The sequence below is a fragment of the Streptomyces sp. NPDC101776 genome (assembly GCF_044766845.1).
GTDB lineage: Bacteria > Actinomycetota > Actinomycetes > Streptomycetales > Streptomycetaceae > Streptomyces.
In genome coordinates this window covers 58,180-74,658 of the sequence record NZ_JBIWMV010000019.1, presented here as the reverse complement: position 1 = coordinate 74,658, position 16,479 = coordinate 58,180, and the positions used below count along the sequence as shown (strand labels likewise).

At 71.3% G+C, this 16,479-nt stretch carries 9 protein-coding genes; all 9 read right to left on the bottom strand.

The window, feature by feature from the left end; genetic code table 11:
- Nucleotides 1–138: 138 nt before the first annotated feature.
- The 9 genes from tmk to bldG all read right to left on the bottom strand — a co-directional run bounded on the left by tmk (nucleotide 139) and on the right by bldG (nucleotide 16,421).
- The gene (gene tmk, locus ACIRRY_RS39980) at nucleotides 139–3,456 is read right to left on the bottom strand and encodes a dTMP kinase (protein ID WP_403983192.1); all 3,318 of its coding nucleotides are present in this window, start codon (nucleotides 3,454–3,456) and stop codon (nucleotides 139–141) included.
- A gap of 165 nt (nucleotides 3,457–3,621) precedes the next feature.
- On the bottom strand, nucleotides 3,622–6,441 hold the full coding sequence (gene topA, locus ACIRRY_RS39975) for a type I DNA topoisomerase (RefSeq protein ID WP_403983190.1): 2,820 nt from the start codon (nucleotides 6,439–6,441) through the stop codon (nucleotides 3,622–3,624).
- A gap of 249 nt (nucleotides 6,442–6,690) precedes the next feature.
- Nucleotides 6,691–6,888 carry a hypothetical protein gene (locus ACIRRY_RS39970; protein WP_403983188.1) on the bottom strand — a complete coding sequence of 66 codons (198 nt, stop codon included), beginning with the start codon at nucleotides 6,886–6,888 and terminating at the stop codon, nucleotides 6,691–6,693.
- Nucleotides 6,889–6,983: 95 nt separating this feature from the next.
- Entirely contained in the window at nucleotides 6,984–9,419 is a 2,436-nt protein-coding gene (locus ACIRRY_RS39965; RefSeq protein ID WP_403983186.1) for a protein kinase, read from the bottom strand.
- A gap of 927 nt (nucleotides 9,420–10,346) precedes the next feature.
- The gene (locus tag ACIRRY_RS39960) at nucleotides 10,347–11,867 is read right to left on the bottom strand and encodes a methyltransferase (RefSeq protein WP_403983184.1); all 1,521 of its coding nucleotides are present in this window, start codon (nucleotides 11,865–11,867) and stop codon (nucleotides 10,347–10,349) included.
- Between the two features lie 146 nt (nucleotides 11,868–12,013).
- Nucleotides 12,014–12,610, bottom strand: coding sequence for a small secreted protein (locus ACIRRY_RS39955; RefSeq protein ID WP_403983181.1), 597 nt, complete (start codon nucleotides 12,608–12,610; stop codon nucleotides 12,014–12,016).
- A gap of 207 nt (nucleotides 12,611–12,817) precedes the next feature.
- The gene (locus tag ACIRRY_RS39950) at nucleotides 12,818–15,223 is read right to left on the bottom strand and encodes a sodium-translocating pyrophosphatase (protein ID WP_403983179.1); all 2,406 of its coding nucleotides are present in this window, start codon (nucleotides 15,221–15,223) and stop codon (nucleotides 12,818–12,820) included.
- Between the two features lie 299 nt (nucleotides 15,224–15,522).
- A complete protein-coding gene (locus tag ACIRRY_RS39945; RefSeq protein WP_033286332.1) occupies nucleotides 15,523–15,960 on the bottom strand; it encodes an ATP-binding protein in 438 nt (145 codons plus the stop codon).
- A 119-nt stretch (nucleotides 15,961–16,079) separates the two neighbouring features.
- The gene (bldG, locus tag ACIRRY_RS39940; RefSeq protein WP_003975386.1) at nucleotides 16,080–16,421 is read right to left on the bottom strand and encodes an anti-sigma factor antagonist BldG; all 342 of its coding nucleotides are present in this window, start codon (nucleotides 16,419–16,421) and stop codon (nucleotides 16,080–16,082) included.
- Nucleotides 16,422–16,479 lie beyond the last annotated feature (58 nt).

Genomic DNA, 16,479 nt, shown 5'->3' with positions numbered 1-16,479 from the left:
CCTTTCGTCACACATCGGGTTACGCGATCCATTGTGCGGGCCACCACTGACAACGGGGGTCGGGGCGGGGCGCGGAGGCCGACCCGGGGGCACGGAGAGCGAATCACCGGCCCCCGCTGTCGTCAGCCCGTCAGCCCGTCAGCTCCTACGGCCCCGACCGCGTCCCCGCCCGGGCCCGCGCCCGGTGTCGTCGTCGCGGTCGAAGTCGCCGTCCTCGCGCGGGCCGAGCAGTTCGTCGGCGAGCGAGGGCAGGTCGTCCAGCGGAGTCTCCTCGGCCCAGTCGGGGCGCGGCCGGCGCCGGGGTGTGCCCTGCTCGTCGACCTGGGGGAGTTCGCGGGTGCGGTCCTCGCCCCCGTCGGACCGGCCGGCCGGACGCTCGTCCCGGAAGAAGCCCGCGGGCACCCGGTCCGACGGCCCCTGCCCCCGCACCGGCGGCAGCACAGCGGTCTCGTCCGCGGCACCGACCGGCGGCAGCACGGCCGTCTCGTCGGCAGCACCGGACGGCACGGGCGGCAGTACGGCCGTCTCGTCCGCGGCCCCCGCAGGAGCGGGCGGTTGCGGCAGCTCGGCCGTCGTCTCGGAGTCGCGCGCCTCGGAGTCCTCGGAGTCCTCGGAGTCCTCTGAATCCACGGACACCGACCGCAGCACGGCCGTCTCGTCCCTGGCACTAGACCTCACCGGCCGCAGCACAGCCGTGTCCTCCACCGACCGCGCACCCGCACCCGCACCCGCACCCGCACCCGCACCCGCAGGCTTCACCAGCGGCGTCTCCACAGTCAACGCCTCGGGCCTGGCCTTCGGAGCGGCCGGAACCACAGGAGCCGTCGGCTGTCGGGCGGCCAGTTCCGCCGCGGCCGCAGCCTCCGCAGCAAGGCGGCGGGCCTCCTCGGCCGCGAGCAGGGCCGCCTCGGCCTTGCGCTGCTTCTCCAGGCGGCGCTCCTCCGCCTCGGCGCGCAGCCGGGCCTCGTCCTCGGCCTGCTTGCGCAAGCGGTCGGCCTCGGCCCTCCGGCGGGTCTCCTCGGCGGCGCGGGCCTCTTCCTCGGCGAGAAGGCGGGCCTTCTCCTCCTCGGCACGCCTGCGTGCGTCCTCGGCGCGCTGGCGGGCTTCTTCGGCCTGGCGCTCGGCCTCGCGGCGCTGGGCCTCCTCCAGCTCGCGCCGCTTGCGCTCCTCCTCCTCGGCGCGCAGCTTGGCGAGCTGCTCCTGGCGCTCGCGCTCCAGGCGCTCCTCCTCGGCCTTGCGCGCGGCCTCTTCCTCGGCCTTGCGGCGGGCCTCCTCCTCGGCGGCCTTGCGCGCCTCCTCCTGGGCCTTGATCTCGGCCTCGGAGAGCGGCAGGACCGTGTCGAGGCGGTGCCTGATCACCGTGGTGACGGCCTCGGGCTCCTGGCCCGCGTCCACCACCAGGTAGCGGCTCGGGTCGGCGGCGGCCAGGGCCAGGAATCCGGACCGTACGCGCGCGTGGAACTCGGCGGGCTCCGACTCCAGTCGGTCCGGCGCCTCCGTGAACCGCTCGCGGGCGGTCTCCGGGTCGACGTCCAGCAGGACGGTCATGTGCGGGACGAGTCCGTCGGTCGCCCACCGGTTGATCCGGGCGATCTCGGTCGGGGACAGGTCGCGGCCCGCGCCCTGGTAGGCGACGGACGAGTCGATGTAGCGGTCGGAGACGACGATCGCGCCGCGCTCCAGGGCGGGACGTACGACGGTGTCGACGTGCTCCGCGCGGTCGGCCGCGTACAGCAGGGCCTCCGCGCGGTGGGACAGTCCCGCCGACGACACGTCGAGCAGGATCGACCGCAGCCGCTTGCCGACCGGTGTCGCGCCGGGCTCGCGGGTCAGCACGACCTCGTGTCCCTTGCCCCTTATCCACTCGGCGAGGGCCTCGGCCTGGGTGGACTTCCCGGCGCCGTCGCCGCCCTCCAGGGCGATGAAGAAGCCGGTGGCCGCGGGCACCGTGTCGGGGTCGTCGCCGCCGAGCAGCGCGTCCCGCAGGTCGTGCCGCAGCGGCACTCCGGAGCGGTCGTCGACCTTGGCCAGCACCAGCGCGGCGACCGGCAGCAGCAGCGCGCCGACCAGCATCAGCGTGAACGCGGCACCGCCGTGCGCGAACACGAACTTGCCGTTCTCCAGGCGGTGCGGGCCGATCAGCGCCGCCACCAGGGGGGCGATCAGCGCGCCGAGCGCCACGGAGACCCGTACGACCGCGTGCAGGTGCTCGGTCGTGCGTGCCCTGCGGTAGTCCTCGGCCTCCTGGTCGAGCAGGGTGTGCCCGGTGTTGGCGGCCACGCCCGCGCCGATGCCGGCCAGGGCGACGATCAGCAGCACGGTGGTGACGTCCGGGACCAGGCCCGCGGCGAGCAGCGCGATGCCGGTGAAGGCGATCGCCAGCGTCAGCAGCCGGCGCCGGGACAGCGTGGGCAGCAGGGCGGGTGCCGTACGGATGCCGACGACGACCCCGCCGGTCAGTCCGAGGACGAGCAGGCCGAAGGTCACCGGACCGCCGCGCAGATCGGTGGCCTGGAGCACGGACACGGCGACGGCGGCGGAGATCGCCCCGGCGACGGCCGCGCAGGCGACCACGAGCAACGCGATCGCGCCCGTACGGCCCTTGTCGACGCCGGTACCCGTCCTGGGGCGGCGCAGCCCTTCGAGCGGCGACCGCGCGCGCGGGGTGCGCGTTCCGGGCACTTCCAGGGCGGTCAGCACGGAGAGGGACGCGGCGAACAGTCCGGCCGCGACGTACGAACCGAGCGCGGCCTGGTGCTGGTCGAACCAGGCGACGCCCGTGCCCAGCAGGTTGTTGAGCAGGGCCGCCACGACGAGGGCGGCGGCCGCTACAGGGATCGCCACGAAGCTCGTGCGCAGCGACAGCCGGCGCAGGGCGTCCAGGTGGTCGGGCAGCGGCCGGACCGTGGCGCCCTCGAGCGGCGGGGCGGGCAGCAGGGCGGGACCGGCGCTCTCGCGGCACACCGTCCAGAAGCGCTCGGCGACCCCGGTCACGAAGGCGGTCACCAGGAGCACGGCCAGTGCGTTGTCCGGAGTCCAGTCGATCCACAGCGGGGCGACGATCAGCAGCGCGGCCCGCAGACTGTCCGCGCCGACCATGGTCCAGCGCCGGTCGAGGGGCCCCTCCTTGGAGATCAGCGAACTGAGCGGGCCGAGCAGCACCGCCCCGAAGAGCAGCGTCGCCAGGACGCGCACCCCGAAGACGGTCGCCACCGCCAACGCCACGCCCCGATAGCCACCGCCGAAGGAGCCCTGGGCGATCGCCGCCTGGAAGGCGAGCACGACCAGGACCAGCAGGGCGAGGGTGTCGCCGACCCCCGTCACGAACTGCGCGCTCCACAACCGCTTGAGCTGCGGCTGGCGCAGCAGGGCGCGGACGGCACGCTCGCGGGAGTCCGCGACAAGGGCGTCGTCGGGGGCCGACTGGTGGGCCGTTGGCTGCTCGGCTGGCGTCATGCTTTCAGCCTATCGGCAGCCACCGACAACAAGCCGCGCCCGCCCGGACCTGCGCACGCCCCGACACCAAAGTGATGCCGGGGCGTTCGTTTCGCGACCTTGTGGTGGAGGAAGCGTGCGCTCCCCAACCCTCGGACCGGTCCTCGGGCAGCGGACCGCCCGGACCTAGTCCTCGGACGTCACCTTGGAGGTGGCCGTCTTCTTGGCCGTCGCCGTCTTGGCGGCCGTGGTGGTCTTCTTGGCGACGGCCTTCTTGGCCGTCGTCGTCTTCTTGGCGGGCGCCTTCTTGGCCGCCGTCTTCTTCGCCGGGGCCTTCTTCGCCGTCTTCTTGGCGGGCGACTTGGCCCGCTTCTCGGCGAGCAGCTCGTAGCCGCGCTCCGGGGTGATCTCCTCGACGCTGTCGTCGGAGCGCAGGGTCGCGTTGGTCTCGCCGTCGGTGACGTACGCCCCGAAGCGGCCGTCCTTGACGACGACGGGCTTCTCGCTGACCGGGTCGGTGCCCAGTTCCTTCAGCGGCGGCTTGGCGGCGGCCCGGCCGCGCTGCTTGGGCTGGGAGTAGATCTCCAGCGCCTCATCGAGGGTGATCGTGAAGAGCTGGTCCTCGGCCGTCAGCGAGCGGGAGTCCGTGCCCTTCTTCAGGTACGGCCCGTAGCGCCCGTTCTGCGCGGTGATCTCCACGCCCTCGGCGTCCTTGCCGACGACGCGCGGGAGCGACATCAGCTTGAGGGCTTCGGCCAGCGTCACCGTGTCGGGGGTCATCGACTTGAACAGCGAGGCCGTACGCGGCTTCACGGCGTTCTTGCCGGTCTTCGGGGTGCCCTCCGGGAGCACCTCGGTGACGTACGGCCCGTAGCGGCCGTCGCGGGCGATGATCTGGTGGCCCGACTCGGGGTCGGCGCCCAGCTCGAAGTCGCCGCTCGGCTTGGCGAGCAGTTCCTCGGCGTGCTCGACGCTCAGCTCGTCCGGCGCCAGGTCCTCGGGCACGTCGGCGCGCTGGTGGTTCTCGGAGTCCTTCTCGCCGCGCTCGACGTAGGGGCCGTAGCGGCCCACGCGCAGCATGATGTCGTTGCCGACCGGGAAGGACGACACCTCGCGGGCGTCGATCGCGCCCAGGTCGGTGACGAGCTCCTTGAGGCCGCCCAGGTGGTCGCCGTCGCCGTTGCCGGCCTCGGCGGCGCCCGTCGCCTCGCCCTCGCCGAAGTAGAAGCGCCGCAGCCACGGCACGGCCTGCGCCTCACCGCTGGCGATGCGGTCGAGGTCGTCCTCCATCTTGGCGGTGAAGCTGTAGTCGACGAGCCGCCCGAAGTGCTTCTCCAGGAGGTTGACCACGGCGAAGGACAAGAAGGACGGCACCAGGGCCGTGCCCTTCTTGAAGACGTAGCCGCGGTCGAGGATCGTGCCGATGATCGACGCGTACGTCGACGGGCGGCCGATCTCGCGCTCTTCGAGCTCCTTGACGAGGCTGGCCTCGGTGTAGCGGGCCGGGGGCTTGGTGGCGTGCCCGTCGACCGTGATCTCCTCGGCGCTGAGCGCGTCGCCCTCGGCCACCTGCGGCAGCCGGCGCTCACGGTCGTCCAGCTCGGCGTTCGGGTCGTCGGCACCCTCTACGTAGGCCTTCAGGAAGCCGTGGAAGGTGATCGTCTTGCCGGAGGCGCTGAACTCGACGTCCCGGCCGTCGGACGAGGTGCCCGCGATCTTCACGGTGACGGAGTTGCCGACCGCGTCCTTCATCTGGGAGGCGACGGTCCGCTTCCAGATCAGCTCGTAGAGCCGGAACTGGTCGCCGGTCAGGCCGGTCTCGGCGGGCGTGCGGAAACGATCACCCGAGGGGCGGATCGCCTCGTGCGCCTCCTGCGCGTTCTTGACCTTCCCGGCGTACACGCGCGGCTGGGCCGGCAGGTAGTCGGCGCCGTACAGCTGCGTCACCTGGGCGCGGGCGGCGGTGATCGCCGTCTCGCTCAGGGTCGTGGAGTCCGTACGCATGTAGGTGATGTAGCCGTTCTCGTACAGCTTCTGCGCGACCTGCATCGTGGCCTTGGCGCCGAAGCCGAGCTTGCGGCTGGCCTCCTGCTGGAGCGTCGTCGTACGGAACGGGGCGTACGGCGAGCGTCGATACGGCTTCGACTCGACGGACCGGACGGCGAACCGTGTGTCCTCCAGGGCGGCGGCCAGCGCGCGGGCGTCGGCCTCGTCCAGGTGGAGGGTGTTCGCGCCCTTGATCTGGCCCAGGGAGTCGAAATCGCGCCCCTGGGCGACGCGCTTGCCGTCGACGGCCTGGAGACGGGCGACAAGGGTGGACGGGTCACTCGCGTCGCCGGTACGTCCGGTCCCGAAGGTGCCCGTCAGGTCCCAGTACTCGGCGGAACGGAACGCGATGCGCTCGCGCTCCCGCTCCACCACGAGCCGGGTGGCGACGGACTGGACACGGCCGGCCGACAGGCGCGGCATGACCTTCTTCCACAGGACCGGCGAGACCTCGTAGCCGTAGAGGCGGTCGAGGATGCGGCGGGTCTCCTGGGCGTCGACCAGCGGCTGGTTGAGGTCGCGCGGGTTGGCCACGGCGGCGCGGATCGCGTCCTTGGTGATCTCGTGGAACACCATGCGCTTGACCGGGACCTTGGGCTTCAGCACCTCCAGGAGGTGCCACGCGATGGCCTCGCCCTCGCGGTCCTCATCGGTGGCGAGGAAGAGTTCGTCGGAGTCCTTGAGCAGGTCCTTGAGCTTCTTGACCTGGGCCCGCTTGTCGGCGTTGACCACATAGATCGGCTCGAAGTCGTGGTCGACATCCACACCGAGGCGACGGACCTCGCCGGTGTACTTCTCGGGCACCTCGGCGGCGCCGTTGGGAAGGTCGCGGATGTGCCCGACGCTCGCCTCGACGACATATCCGGGGCCGAGGTAGCCCTTGATCGTCTTCGCCTTGGCAGGGGACTCGACGATGACGAGTCGGCGGCCGCCGTGTGCGGTCTCGCTGGTCGGGGACAACTTCGCTCTTCTCTCCGGTCGACGCTGGGGGCCTCCCCTGGGTTGTTCGGTCCCGGGGTCGGGTCATGGTGACGCTGCGGAGTGTGACGGTACATCCCGCCCCCGTGTCAAACGGGAAAAGCCCGCAACGGCCACTCGAACGGTAACCCGACTACCGCCATTCCTGCCGCCCGGAGTCCCCACCGGCCTTTTCGGAGCCATCCGGAGGGTGATCCCCCGGTTACCTGCGTCCCAGGTCGGGTGCGGCGCTCAGACGTGCAGGAAGCACCAGGTTCCGAGCAGCAGGGCGGCGACCCCGACGAGGCTCGCGAGGGTCGCCGATGCGACCGGGTTCACACCTTCCGCGACAGGTTCGCGGTGTCGCACCCTGACCGCGGTCCACAGCAGCAGCGCTCCTCCGAACAGGGCGAACACCAACCCCGCGAAGATCGCCGGCCCGCTCTCCATGTGTGTCCTCTCCCGACCCGATGTCCCGGTCCGGGAGGCTGGCACCCGCGGGCGACGGGCAGGCCAACCCCCGGTGAATTCGCGGCGGCCGGTCCTCAGGCGACCGCGCCGGAGGACGATATCGCCCCGGTCGTCCGGGAGCGATCGACCTGTCCCACCGTGCACACGACCGAGTTGAAACCGGCCTTCCAGTTGCTCTCGTCGGACAGATACCCGAAGACGGAACGGTCGGATCCGGGTGCCCAAGTCGACTCGAACTTGTTGCCGCAGAGCTTGTTCCCCTGAAGCAGGGCCTCCGAGAAGGCCATCGTCTCCGGGGCCTTCACAAAACCGATCACCTGGTCGGTGTGCTCGTCGGCACACTCCGTCAGGGTCGCGGTGAAGTACGTCTTGTGGTCGACGTACAGCCAGCAGTCGCCGATGCTCATCTCGGTGGTCCACACGTTCGACTCGGTGCTCCGGAAGCGCCCTATCTCGCCGCCTATCGGCACATGCCGGCCGAGGACGAGACACGCCGTGCCGCCGCCCGCCGTACCGAAGCCCGCCTCCGTCGGCGTCAGCGCGTACACGTCAGCGTCGGCCAGGGAGTCGGCCGCAGCCTTCGCCTTGCCCACACACCGCTCGGCCCCGTGGTCACGCGCGTCGGCGAAGTCGCTCGCCGTGTCGACCGCCATCACCTGACCGTCCGGGTCGTCGTGCGCACAGCTCACGACCCCAAGGTTGGGCCGCGAGGCGAACGCCGTCCCGGTCCACACCGCGTGCACGCAATCCCCGGTCTGCAACGCCTTCTTGAGCCCGACGTCCTGGCCGTACGGGTACTCGGAGCCCGTCGGCGAGGACGACACGGACGGGCTCGCCTTCTTCGTCGCCGCGCTGTCCTTGTCACCGGTCAGCGAGGTCGCCGCCCACACCCCACCGGCGATGACCAGCGCGACGGCCACCACCAGGGCGACAACCGCCCCGACCGGCTTCCGCCGCCGGCCCCCACCGGGTGGCCCGCCGCCGACGAACCCCGGGCCCCCGGGATACGTCGGCCCCTGACCGCCCGCGTACGGCGGCGGAGGCGCGCTGCTCTGATGGGCGCCCTGGTAGGACATCGTGGGGCTGTTCGCGTACGGATTCCACTGGCCGTACGCCCCACCGTCCCCGCCCGAACCGGCCTGCCCCTGGGGGGCGTACGGCGACGGGGCGCCGTACGGGGTGTTCGGTGTGTGCGGTGTGTTGGGGGTCTGCGGGGCGCCCGGGGTTTCCGGTGTCCCCGGGGCGGGCCGGCCTGCGGGCGTGGAGCCCCCGAGGAGGGCCGCGGGCCGGTCGCCGTACGGCGCCGGGCCCTGGTCGGCGTCCCCGGGACCGGCCGGGGTCTGCGGGGCGTACGGGCCGCCCACGTAGGGCCCGCCCACGCCGTATCCGGGCCGTCCGCCAGGGAATTGCCCCCGGGGCCCGCTCTCGGCAGGACCCGGCTCGCCCGGCGGACCACTTCCGACGTAGCCCCGCTGACCACCCCCGACCTGGCCGGGCGCACCGCCTGCGACAGCCCCCGGCGACTGATCAGCGCTGAACTGACCGCCCTGTGCCGAGCCGAAGCCGCCCGGCGGCGGGCCGAACCCGTCCGCCACCCGGCCGTAGCCCTCCGGTGTCGACGGGCCTCCCGGCACCGCACCGGCCGACCGCGCCACCCGCTCCAGCCCCTGTGCCGCGGTCTCCGGTGCCGACCGCAGGATCGGGTCCTTGACCAGCAACCCCTGGAGTACGGGCGCCAGTTCACCCGCGCGGACGGCGGGCGTCGGCTCCTCGCCGAGCAGGGCGGTCAGGGTCGCGTAGTCGCCATGCCGGTCGAAGGGGCCACGGCCCTCGACGGCGGCGTACAGCGTGGCGCCGAGGGAGAACAGATCGGCGGCCGGGGTCGGCGGCTCACCGCGGGCGCGCTCCGGGGCGAGATAGCCGGGGGTGCCGAGGATGCCGGCGGTGGCGGTGAGGCGGGGTTCGCGCGACTCCGGCTGGAGGGCGATGCCGTAGTCGGTGAGCAGCACGCGCGCGTACGGATCGCCCGAAGCGTTGGGCGCCAGAAGGATGTTGGCCGGTTTCACATCCCGGTGCAGGATGCCGATGCGGTGTCCTGCGGTGAGCGCGTCGAGGACCGCGAGGCCGATACGGGCCACCCGGGCGGGCGGCAGCGGGCCCGAACGCCGCAGCACCGCCTGGAGGTCGACGCCGTCCGGGACGTACTCCATGACGATCCAGGGCAGGCCCTCGTGGATCACCACGTCGTGCACGGTCGCCACATGTGGATGCCCGCGCAGCCGGGCCGCGTGCCGTGCCTCGCTGCGGGCCCGCGCGATGCGCTGCGCGGGCTCGCCGACGTCGGCCGGCACGTCCGGCAGCGAGATCTCCTTGACGGCGACCTCGCAGGCCAACTCCTCGTCGTACGCGAGCCATACGCGACCCATGCCGCCCGCGCCGAGCATGCGCAGCAGCCGGTAGCGGCCGTTGACCACCCTGCCCTCGCCCTGTTCCGGCGTATCCCCAGCCATCACGCCTCCCCCGAGACGGCGCGCCTCCCCCGAGAACGCGCGGAACCTGTCTCCGAAGGTAGCCTCGCACCCGCCACTGACAAGAGCCCTTTTCCGCACCAATCCCACCAATCCAGCGGGGCCCTGCCCCATGCGGCCCAGCGGTACGGAGGGGCCTCAGGCGTGACAGGGGTGGGCGGGCTTGTGGCGGGGATCTACGGGGTGGCGTAGACGGCGGGCTCGGCCGATCCACGAGAGGCGGACCCGTCGTGCGCGGTCGGCCGTAGGAGAAGTCGACCGTGGGAGAAGTCGGCTGCGGGAGCGGTCCGGGGCGGGCGCGGTCGGCTGCGGGAGCGGTCGGCCACGGGAGCGGTCCGGCGCGGGAGCGGTCGGCCACGGGAGCGGCCCGGACTCAGAAGCCGTCCGGCGTACAGGCGGTCGGGGAATCAGGGCGACGCCCCGGCCCGAGTCGACGAGTTCGTGCGGGGACACCGGGGCGCGGTCGGCGAGCGGGTGGCGGGGTGAGCGGTACGGCCAGGTTCACGACGTCCGTCGGTAGGCCGTCCGACAGCTGAGTAAGCGTCAGCCACCCGGAGGTATGACCGCCGCCCACCACACCCACCCGCCCGGAGGTACGGCCCCGCTCGCCACACCACCCCCCGGAAATGCGATCGCCACGCACCACCTCACCGCCGGAAATGACGATCGCCGCCCACCACAACACCCGCCCGGAGACGCGATCACCACCCACCACAGCACCACCAGGAGGGACGATCGCCGCCCACCAGCACTCCCCCACCGGCGCGATCACCACCGCAGCATCACCTACGCCAGCGCCGGCCACCCCGGAGTCACTCACCCCCGGCGCCGGCCACCCCGGAGTCACTCACCCCAGCGCCGGTCACCCCCGAAGCCACTCACCAGACCCCGATCGCCCCCCGAAGCCACTCACCCCACCGGCTCCAAAAACCCCTGCTCCACCAGCAACCGAATCTGCGCCGGCGTCCGGTCACGCAGCAAAACCGGGTCCTCGCCGACGAGTTGGGCAATGGCGTCGAGGATGCGGCCCGCGCTCAGCGTGCCGTCGCAGACGCCGACGAAGCCCGCGCCGACCGTGTCGACCTTGGTCGCCCGGCGCATGCCGCGGTGCTGGCGCAGCACGACGTGCTCGGGGTCCTCGGCGCCGGGCAGTCCGACCTGTTCCTGGATGACCTCGTCGGCCAGTTTGAAGTGGGCGGCGAGCAGGGCCGCGTCGTCGTGGGCGCGCAGATAGTCGACGCGGTCGAAGTGCGTGCGCACGGTGTCGCCGAGCGGCTGCTCGATCGAGTGCGGCCACTCCTCGACGGTGATCGAGGGCGCGTCGGAACCCGTCCTGCGCAGCGTGATCCAGCCGAAGCCCACCGCCCTGACCTTGCGCGCCTCGAACTCGTCGAGCCACGCGTCGTAGAGCGCCTCGTACGCGGCCGTGTCGCCCTGGTGGTCGCCCGCGTCCCTGAGCCACAACTCGGCGTACTGCGTGATGTCCTGGACCTCGCGCTGCACGACCCAGGCGTCGCACCCGCGCGGCACCCACGACCTGAGCCGGTCCTGCCAGTCCTCCCCCTCGACGTGCTGCCAGTTGGCGAGGAACTGCGCGAATCCGCCCTCGCGCAGCCGGTCCCCCGCTTCCTGAACGAGTGACCGGCACAGATCGTCCCCGCCCATCCCGCCGTCCCGGTAGGTCAGCCGGGCACCCGGGGAGATCACGAACGGCGGGTTCGACACGATGAGTTCGTACGTCTCGTCGTCCCGGACCGGCTCGAACAGCGAGCCCTCCCGGAGGTCCGCGGCCGGTGCGCCGGACAGCGCGAGGGTGAGCGCGGTGATGTGCAGGGCGCGCGGGTTGAGGTCGGTGGCGGTCACGCGCGTGGCGTGCCGGGCCGCGTGCAGCGCCTGGATGCCGGAGCCGGTGCCGAGGTCGAGCGCTGCGGAGACCGGCGTCCGTACGGTGATGCCCGCGAGGGTGGTGGACGCGCCGCCCACCCCGAGGACGACGCCTTCCTCCCGGCTGCCGATCCCGCCGGCCCCGCCGACGGCACACCCCAGGTCGGACACGATGAACCAGTCCTCGCCCCCGGGCCCGCCGTACGGCCGTACGTCCACGGTCGCGGCGACCTCGTCGGCGCCCACGGACACCAGCCAGCCGCTCTCCAGGCACGCGGCGACGGGCAGCACGTCCGCCACGCGTGCGTGCGGCACGGGCTGCTGGAGCAGGAACAGCCGGACGAGCGTCTCCAGTGGGGTGTCGCCTCTCGTCGCCCGGAGGGCCGGCACGGTCTCGCTGCGGGCCAGCGCCGCGTACGCGGGGGCACCGAGCAGGTCGAGCAGTCCGTCGGCGGTGAAGGCGGCGCCGAGCAGGGCGTCCCGGAGCCGGGCAGCGACCTCCGGGCGGTCGGATGCGGGCAGCGTGGGCAGACTGGAGTTACTCACACCCCCATTGTGGCCGCTCCCACCGACAACATGCGTGCCACGGATCGACCCGGCCCGCGCACAAGCGAAGGCCCCGGCACGCACGCGTACCGGGGCATCTTTCGGCAACTGAAAGATCGCTGCCTACAGAAGAGGCCGGAAGGAGCTCAGGCCGCCGACGACGAGGCCACCGGGGACGCCGTCTTGCAGGCCTCCTGCTTGGTCATCGCCTTGCCGACGTCGCCCTCTTCGAGGGTCTTCAGGGCGTCGTTCCCGCTCGTGCTGAGCTTGTCCAGCGAGCTCGCGATGCCCTTGAGGCCGTCCGCGAACTTCGCCTGGTCCTTGGTGTCGAGCACGTCCACCTGCTTCTTCAGGGCGGCGTACGACGTGGCGATGCCGTTGAGCTCCGTGACCGCGTCCTGCTGCTTCTTCGCGCCGCTCTCGACGTCCGGTGCCCCGGCGGAGTTCACGGCCGCCCCGATCGCCTTGTAGGCGTCGGACATGTCCTGGAAGGCCTGCGAGTCGGTCTTCTGGACGTCCTGCGGGGTGCTGTTGTCCGAGGTCTCCTTCTGGATCGCCGCGTTGGCGGCCTGGATCTTCTTCGCCTGCGGCTGCACCGCGAGGCACACCTGCTTGGCCCAGGCGTCCAGTTTGGCGTCGCTGTCGTCGCCGCTGCCGCCGCATCCCGACAGCGCCAGTACCAGTACCGCACCGCCGGACAGTGCGGCCGCGAGCTTCTTGTTCACCGGGTTGGTCCCTTCCATGGCTCTCGGCCCCGGAACATACACGCCGGACGGACCGCACCCCGGGGCCCAAGGTCCGATAGAAGACTATTTGGGGCTATCTGCACCAAGCGAGAGAAGGCTCACGGCGAGGGCCTGAACACGCGCAGAACGGGCGGGCGGCGCCCACAACTCGCGCCACCCGCCCGCCCGTTGGACCCGCCTCCGGATCCGCCTCCGGACGACCGCCTACGAAACCACCGCGGCGTCCGCCGACTTGGCCGCCTGTTCGGCGTCGTCCTCCTCCCCCACGGCGATCCCGCGCCGCTTGGAGATGTACACCGAGACGGCGATCACGAGGAACGCGAGCACCGCGATCGTGATCCGCGCCCCGGTGTTCTTGTCGTCGCCGTAGCTGAACTTGATGACCGCGGGCGCGATGAGCAGCGCGACGAGGTTCATCACCTTCAGCAGGGGGTTGATGGCCGGTCCGGCGGTGTCCTTGAACGGGTCGCCGACCGTGTCGCCGATCACCGTCGCGGCATGGGCCTCGCTGCCCTTGCCGCCGTGGTGGCCGTCCTCGACGAGTTTCTTCGCGTTGTCCCAGGCGCCGCCCGAGTTCGCGAGGAAGACCGCCATCAGCGTGCCGGTGCCGATCGCGCCCGCGAGGAACGAGCCGAGCGCGCCGACGCCGAGCGTGAACCCGACCGCGATCGGGGTGAGCACGGCGAGCAGCCCCGGCGTGGCCAGTTCGCGCAGCGCGTCCTTGGTGCAGATGTCGACGACGCGGCCGTACTCCGGTGTCTCTGTGTAGTCCATGATCCCGGGGTGCTCGCGGAACTGCCGCCGCACCTCGTAGACCACGGCCCCCGCGGACCGCGAGACGGCGTTGATCGCCAGGCCCGAGAAGAGGAAGACGACCGCGGCGCCGACGATGAGCCCCACCAGGTTGTTGGGCTGGGAGATGTCCATCATCAGGTTGAGCGGCGCACCCGGTCCCGAGACCTTCTCGCCGACGTCGTTGGCGGCGGTGAGGATGGCGTCCCGGTACGACCCGAAGAGCGCCGACGCGGCCAGGACGGCGGTGGCGATGGCGATGCCCTTCGTGATGGCCTTGGTGGTGTTGCCGACCGCGTCCAGGTTGGTGAGCACCTGCGCGCCCGCGCCCTCGACGTCGCCGGACATCTCGGCGATGCCCTGCGCGTTGTCGGAGACCGGCCCGAAGGTGTCCATGGCGACGATCACGCCGACCGTGGTGAGCAGTCCGGTGCCGGCCAGCGCCACCGCGAACAGCGCCAGCATGATCGACGCGCCGCCGAGCAGGAACGCCCCGTAGACGGCGAGGCCGATCAACAGGGCGGTGTAGACGGCCGATTCGAGGCCGAGGGAGATGCCCGCGAGGATGACGGTGGCCGGACCGGTGAGCGAGGTCTTGCCGATGTCCATCACGGGACGGCGGTTCGTCTCCGTGAAGTAGCCGGTCAGCTGCTGGATCAGGGCGGCGAGCACGATGCCGATGGCCACGGCGACGAGCGCGAGGATCCGCGGATCGCCGTCCTTGGCCTTGATCGCCGCGTCGGTGACGCCGTCGAGGTCGGCGTACGACGACGGCAGGTAGACGAAGACCGCGACCGCCACCAGCACGAGCGAGATCACCGCGGAGATGAAGAAACCCCGGTTGATCGCGGACATGCCGCTGCGGTCGGTCCGGCGCGGCGCCACCGCGAAGATGCCGATCATGGCGGTGATCACACCGATCGCCGGCACGAGCAGCGGGAAGGCGAGACCGGAGTCGCCGAACGCCGCCTTGCCGAGGATCAGGGCGGCGACCAGCGTCACGGCGTACGACTCGAAGAGGTCGGCCGCCATGCCCGCGCAGTCGCCGACGTTGTCGCCCACGTTGTCGGCGATGGTCGCGGCATTGCGCGGATCGTCCTCCGGGATGCCCTTCTCGACCTTGCCGACCAGGTCGGCGCCGACGTCTGCGGCCTTGGTGAAGATGCCGCCGCCGACCCTCATGAACATGGCGATGAGGGCGGCGCCGAGGCCGAATCCCTCCAGCACCTTCGGCGCGTCGGCCGCGTACACCAGCACCACGCAGGAGGCGCCGAGCAGACCGAGCCCCACCGTGAACATGCCGACGACGCCGCCCGTGCGGAAAGCGATCTTCATTGCTTTGTGCGAGACGGCGGTGAGATCCTTTTCGGGCTCACCCTCCGCCGGGGTCGCTTCCCGGGCCGCCGCGGCGACACGGACATTACTGCGTACGGCGAGCCACATGCCGATATAGCCGGTGGTCGCCGAGAACACCGCGCCGACCAGGAAGAAGATCGATCGTCCGGCGCGCTGATTCCAGTCGTCCGCGGGCAGCAGCAGAAGCAGGAAGAAAACGATCACGGCGAATACGCCGACCGTGCGCAACTGCCGTCCCAGATAGGCGTTGGCGCCCTCCTGGACCGCTGCCGCGATCTTCTTCATGCTGTCGGTGCCCTCGCCGGCCGCCAGTACCTCGCGGACCAGGATGCCCGCGACCACGAGCGCTGCCAGCGCCACGAGGCCGATCACCATCACGAGGATGCGGTTGTCGTCGGTCAGGACTGCGGCTGCGAAGGTTGTGGGGTGGTCAAACTGCTGAGGGGTAGAAAGCCCCGCCATTCGTCCTCCTTGACGCCTGTGCTGAGCTCAAGATGTGGACGGATTGTAGGTACCGGAACCTGATCAAAACAGTGCGCGGCAAACGGAATTGGCCTTCGCATAGTAATGCCTTAAAAGCATTGACGCTTGATCAAATTATCGGGGCGCCGATCTGCGGGTCGATCCGGCATTGATCCGGTAATGATCGTGAATTGATTCACGAATTCCACCGCGCGGAGAACGCACGCTCGCGGTACTCTCCCGGAAATGCCGAAGGGCCCTGCTCAGCAGGGCCCTTCGGCTGTGATGTGCGGCGGTTCTCAGGAAAGCGTCGTGGCCGGCGGGGTGGTCGGCCAGGTCATGCGGATCGATCCGCCGTGCTCCCCCGCGGTGACCTCGACGTCGTCGACGAGCCCGCTGATGACAGCGAGACCCATCTCGTCCTCCTCGGTCTCCGCGTCCGGATCGTCACCCAGGGACCCGGGCGCCTTGTCGCCGGGAGCCGAGCGTGGTGCCTCGTCGCCGACCTCGATGGAGAACTGCTTCTCCTCCTCGATCAGCAGCACCTTCACCGGGGCGGTGATCCCGCTGCTCTGGTGCAGCCCGACCGCGCGGGTGCAGGCCTCGCCGACGGCGAGTCTGACCTCGTCGAGTACGGCCTCGTCCACTCCGGCCCTGCGCGCCACCGCTGCCGCCACCAGACGGGCGGTCCTGACGTGCTCGGGCAGCGCGCTGAAGCGGAGTTCAACGGTGGCCATGCATCCCCCTCGGGACTACGGGCGTGCTGTCGGAGGGCCGGGCCGCCGAAAGCCCGGTCCACCGGTCGTCTATACGGCCGATCGAGGAGCGGTCGGGTGACCGCTCCCTGAACGGTCGGTCAGTCGGTGGCCGCCACCGCTTCCTCGACCGAGGTGTGAATCGGGAACACCTTGGTGAGGCCGGTGATACGGAAGATCTTCAGAATGCGCTCCTGGTTGCAGACCAGGCGCAGCGAGCCCTCGTGGGCACGCACCCGCTTCAGGCCGCCGACCAGCACACCGAGCCCGGTGGAGTCGAGAAAGTCGACGCCCTCCATGTCGACGACGAGGTGAAAACTCCCGTCGTTCACCAGCTCGACCAGCTGTTCGCGCAACTTGGGCGCGGTATATACGTCGATTTCTCCACCGACCTCGACGACCGTACGATCGCCGACGGTACGGGTCGACAGGGACAGGTCCACGGATCCTCCAGCACCTTGCTATCGAGCGGTCATCCCATGGGACACCTCGGCAGAGCCC

Excerpts from the sequence above, each read along its gene's own strand:
- tmk (WP_403983192.1), bottom strand. The coding sequence starts at position 3,456 with ATGACGCCAGCCGAGCAGCCAACGGCCCACCAGTCGGCCCCCGACGAC.
- ACIRRY_RS39970 (WP_403983188.1), bottom strand. The coding sequence starts at position 6,888 with ATGGAGAGCGGGCCGGCGATCTTCGCGGGGTTGGTGTTCGCCCTGTTC.
- ACIRRY_RS39965 (WP_403983186.1), bottom strand. The coding sequence starts at position 9,419 with ATGGCTGGGGATACGCCGGAACAGGGCGAGGGCAGGGTGGTCAACGGC.
- ACIRRY_RS39955 (WP_403983181.1), bottom strand. The coding sequence starts at position 12,610 with ATGGAAGGGACCAACCCGGTGAACAAGAAGCTCGCGGCCGCACTGTCC.
- ACIRRY_RS39950 (WP_403983179.1), bottom strand. The coding sequence starts at position 15,223 with ATGGCGGGGCTTTCTACCCCTCAGCAGTTTGACCACCCCACAACCTTC.
- ACIRRY_RS39945 (WP_033286332.1), bottom strand. The coding sequence starts at position 15,960 with ATGGCCACCGTTGAACTCCGCTTCAGCGCGCTGCCCGAGCACGTCAGG.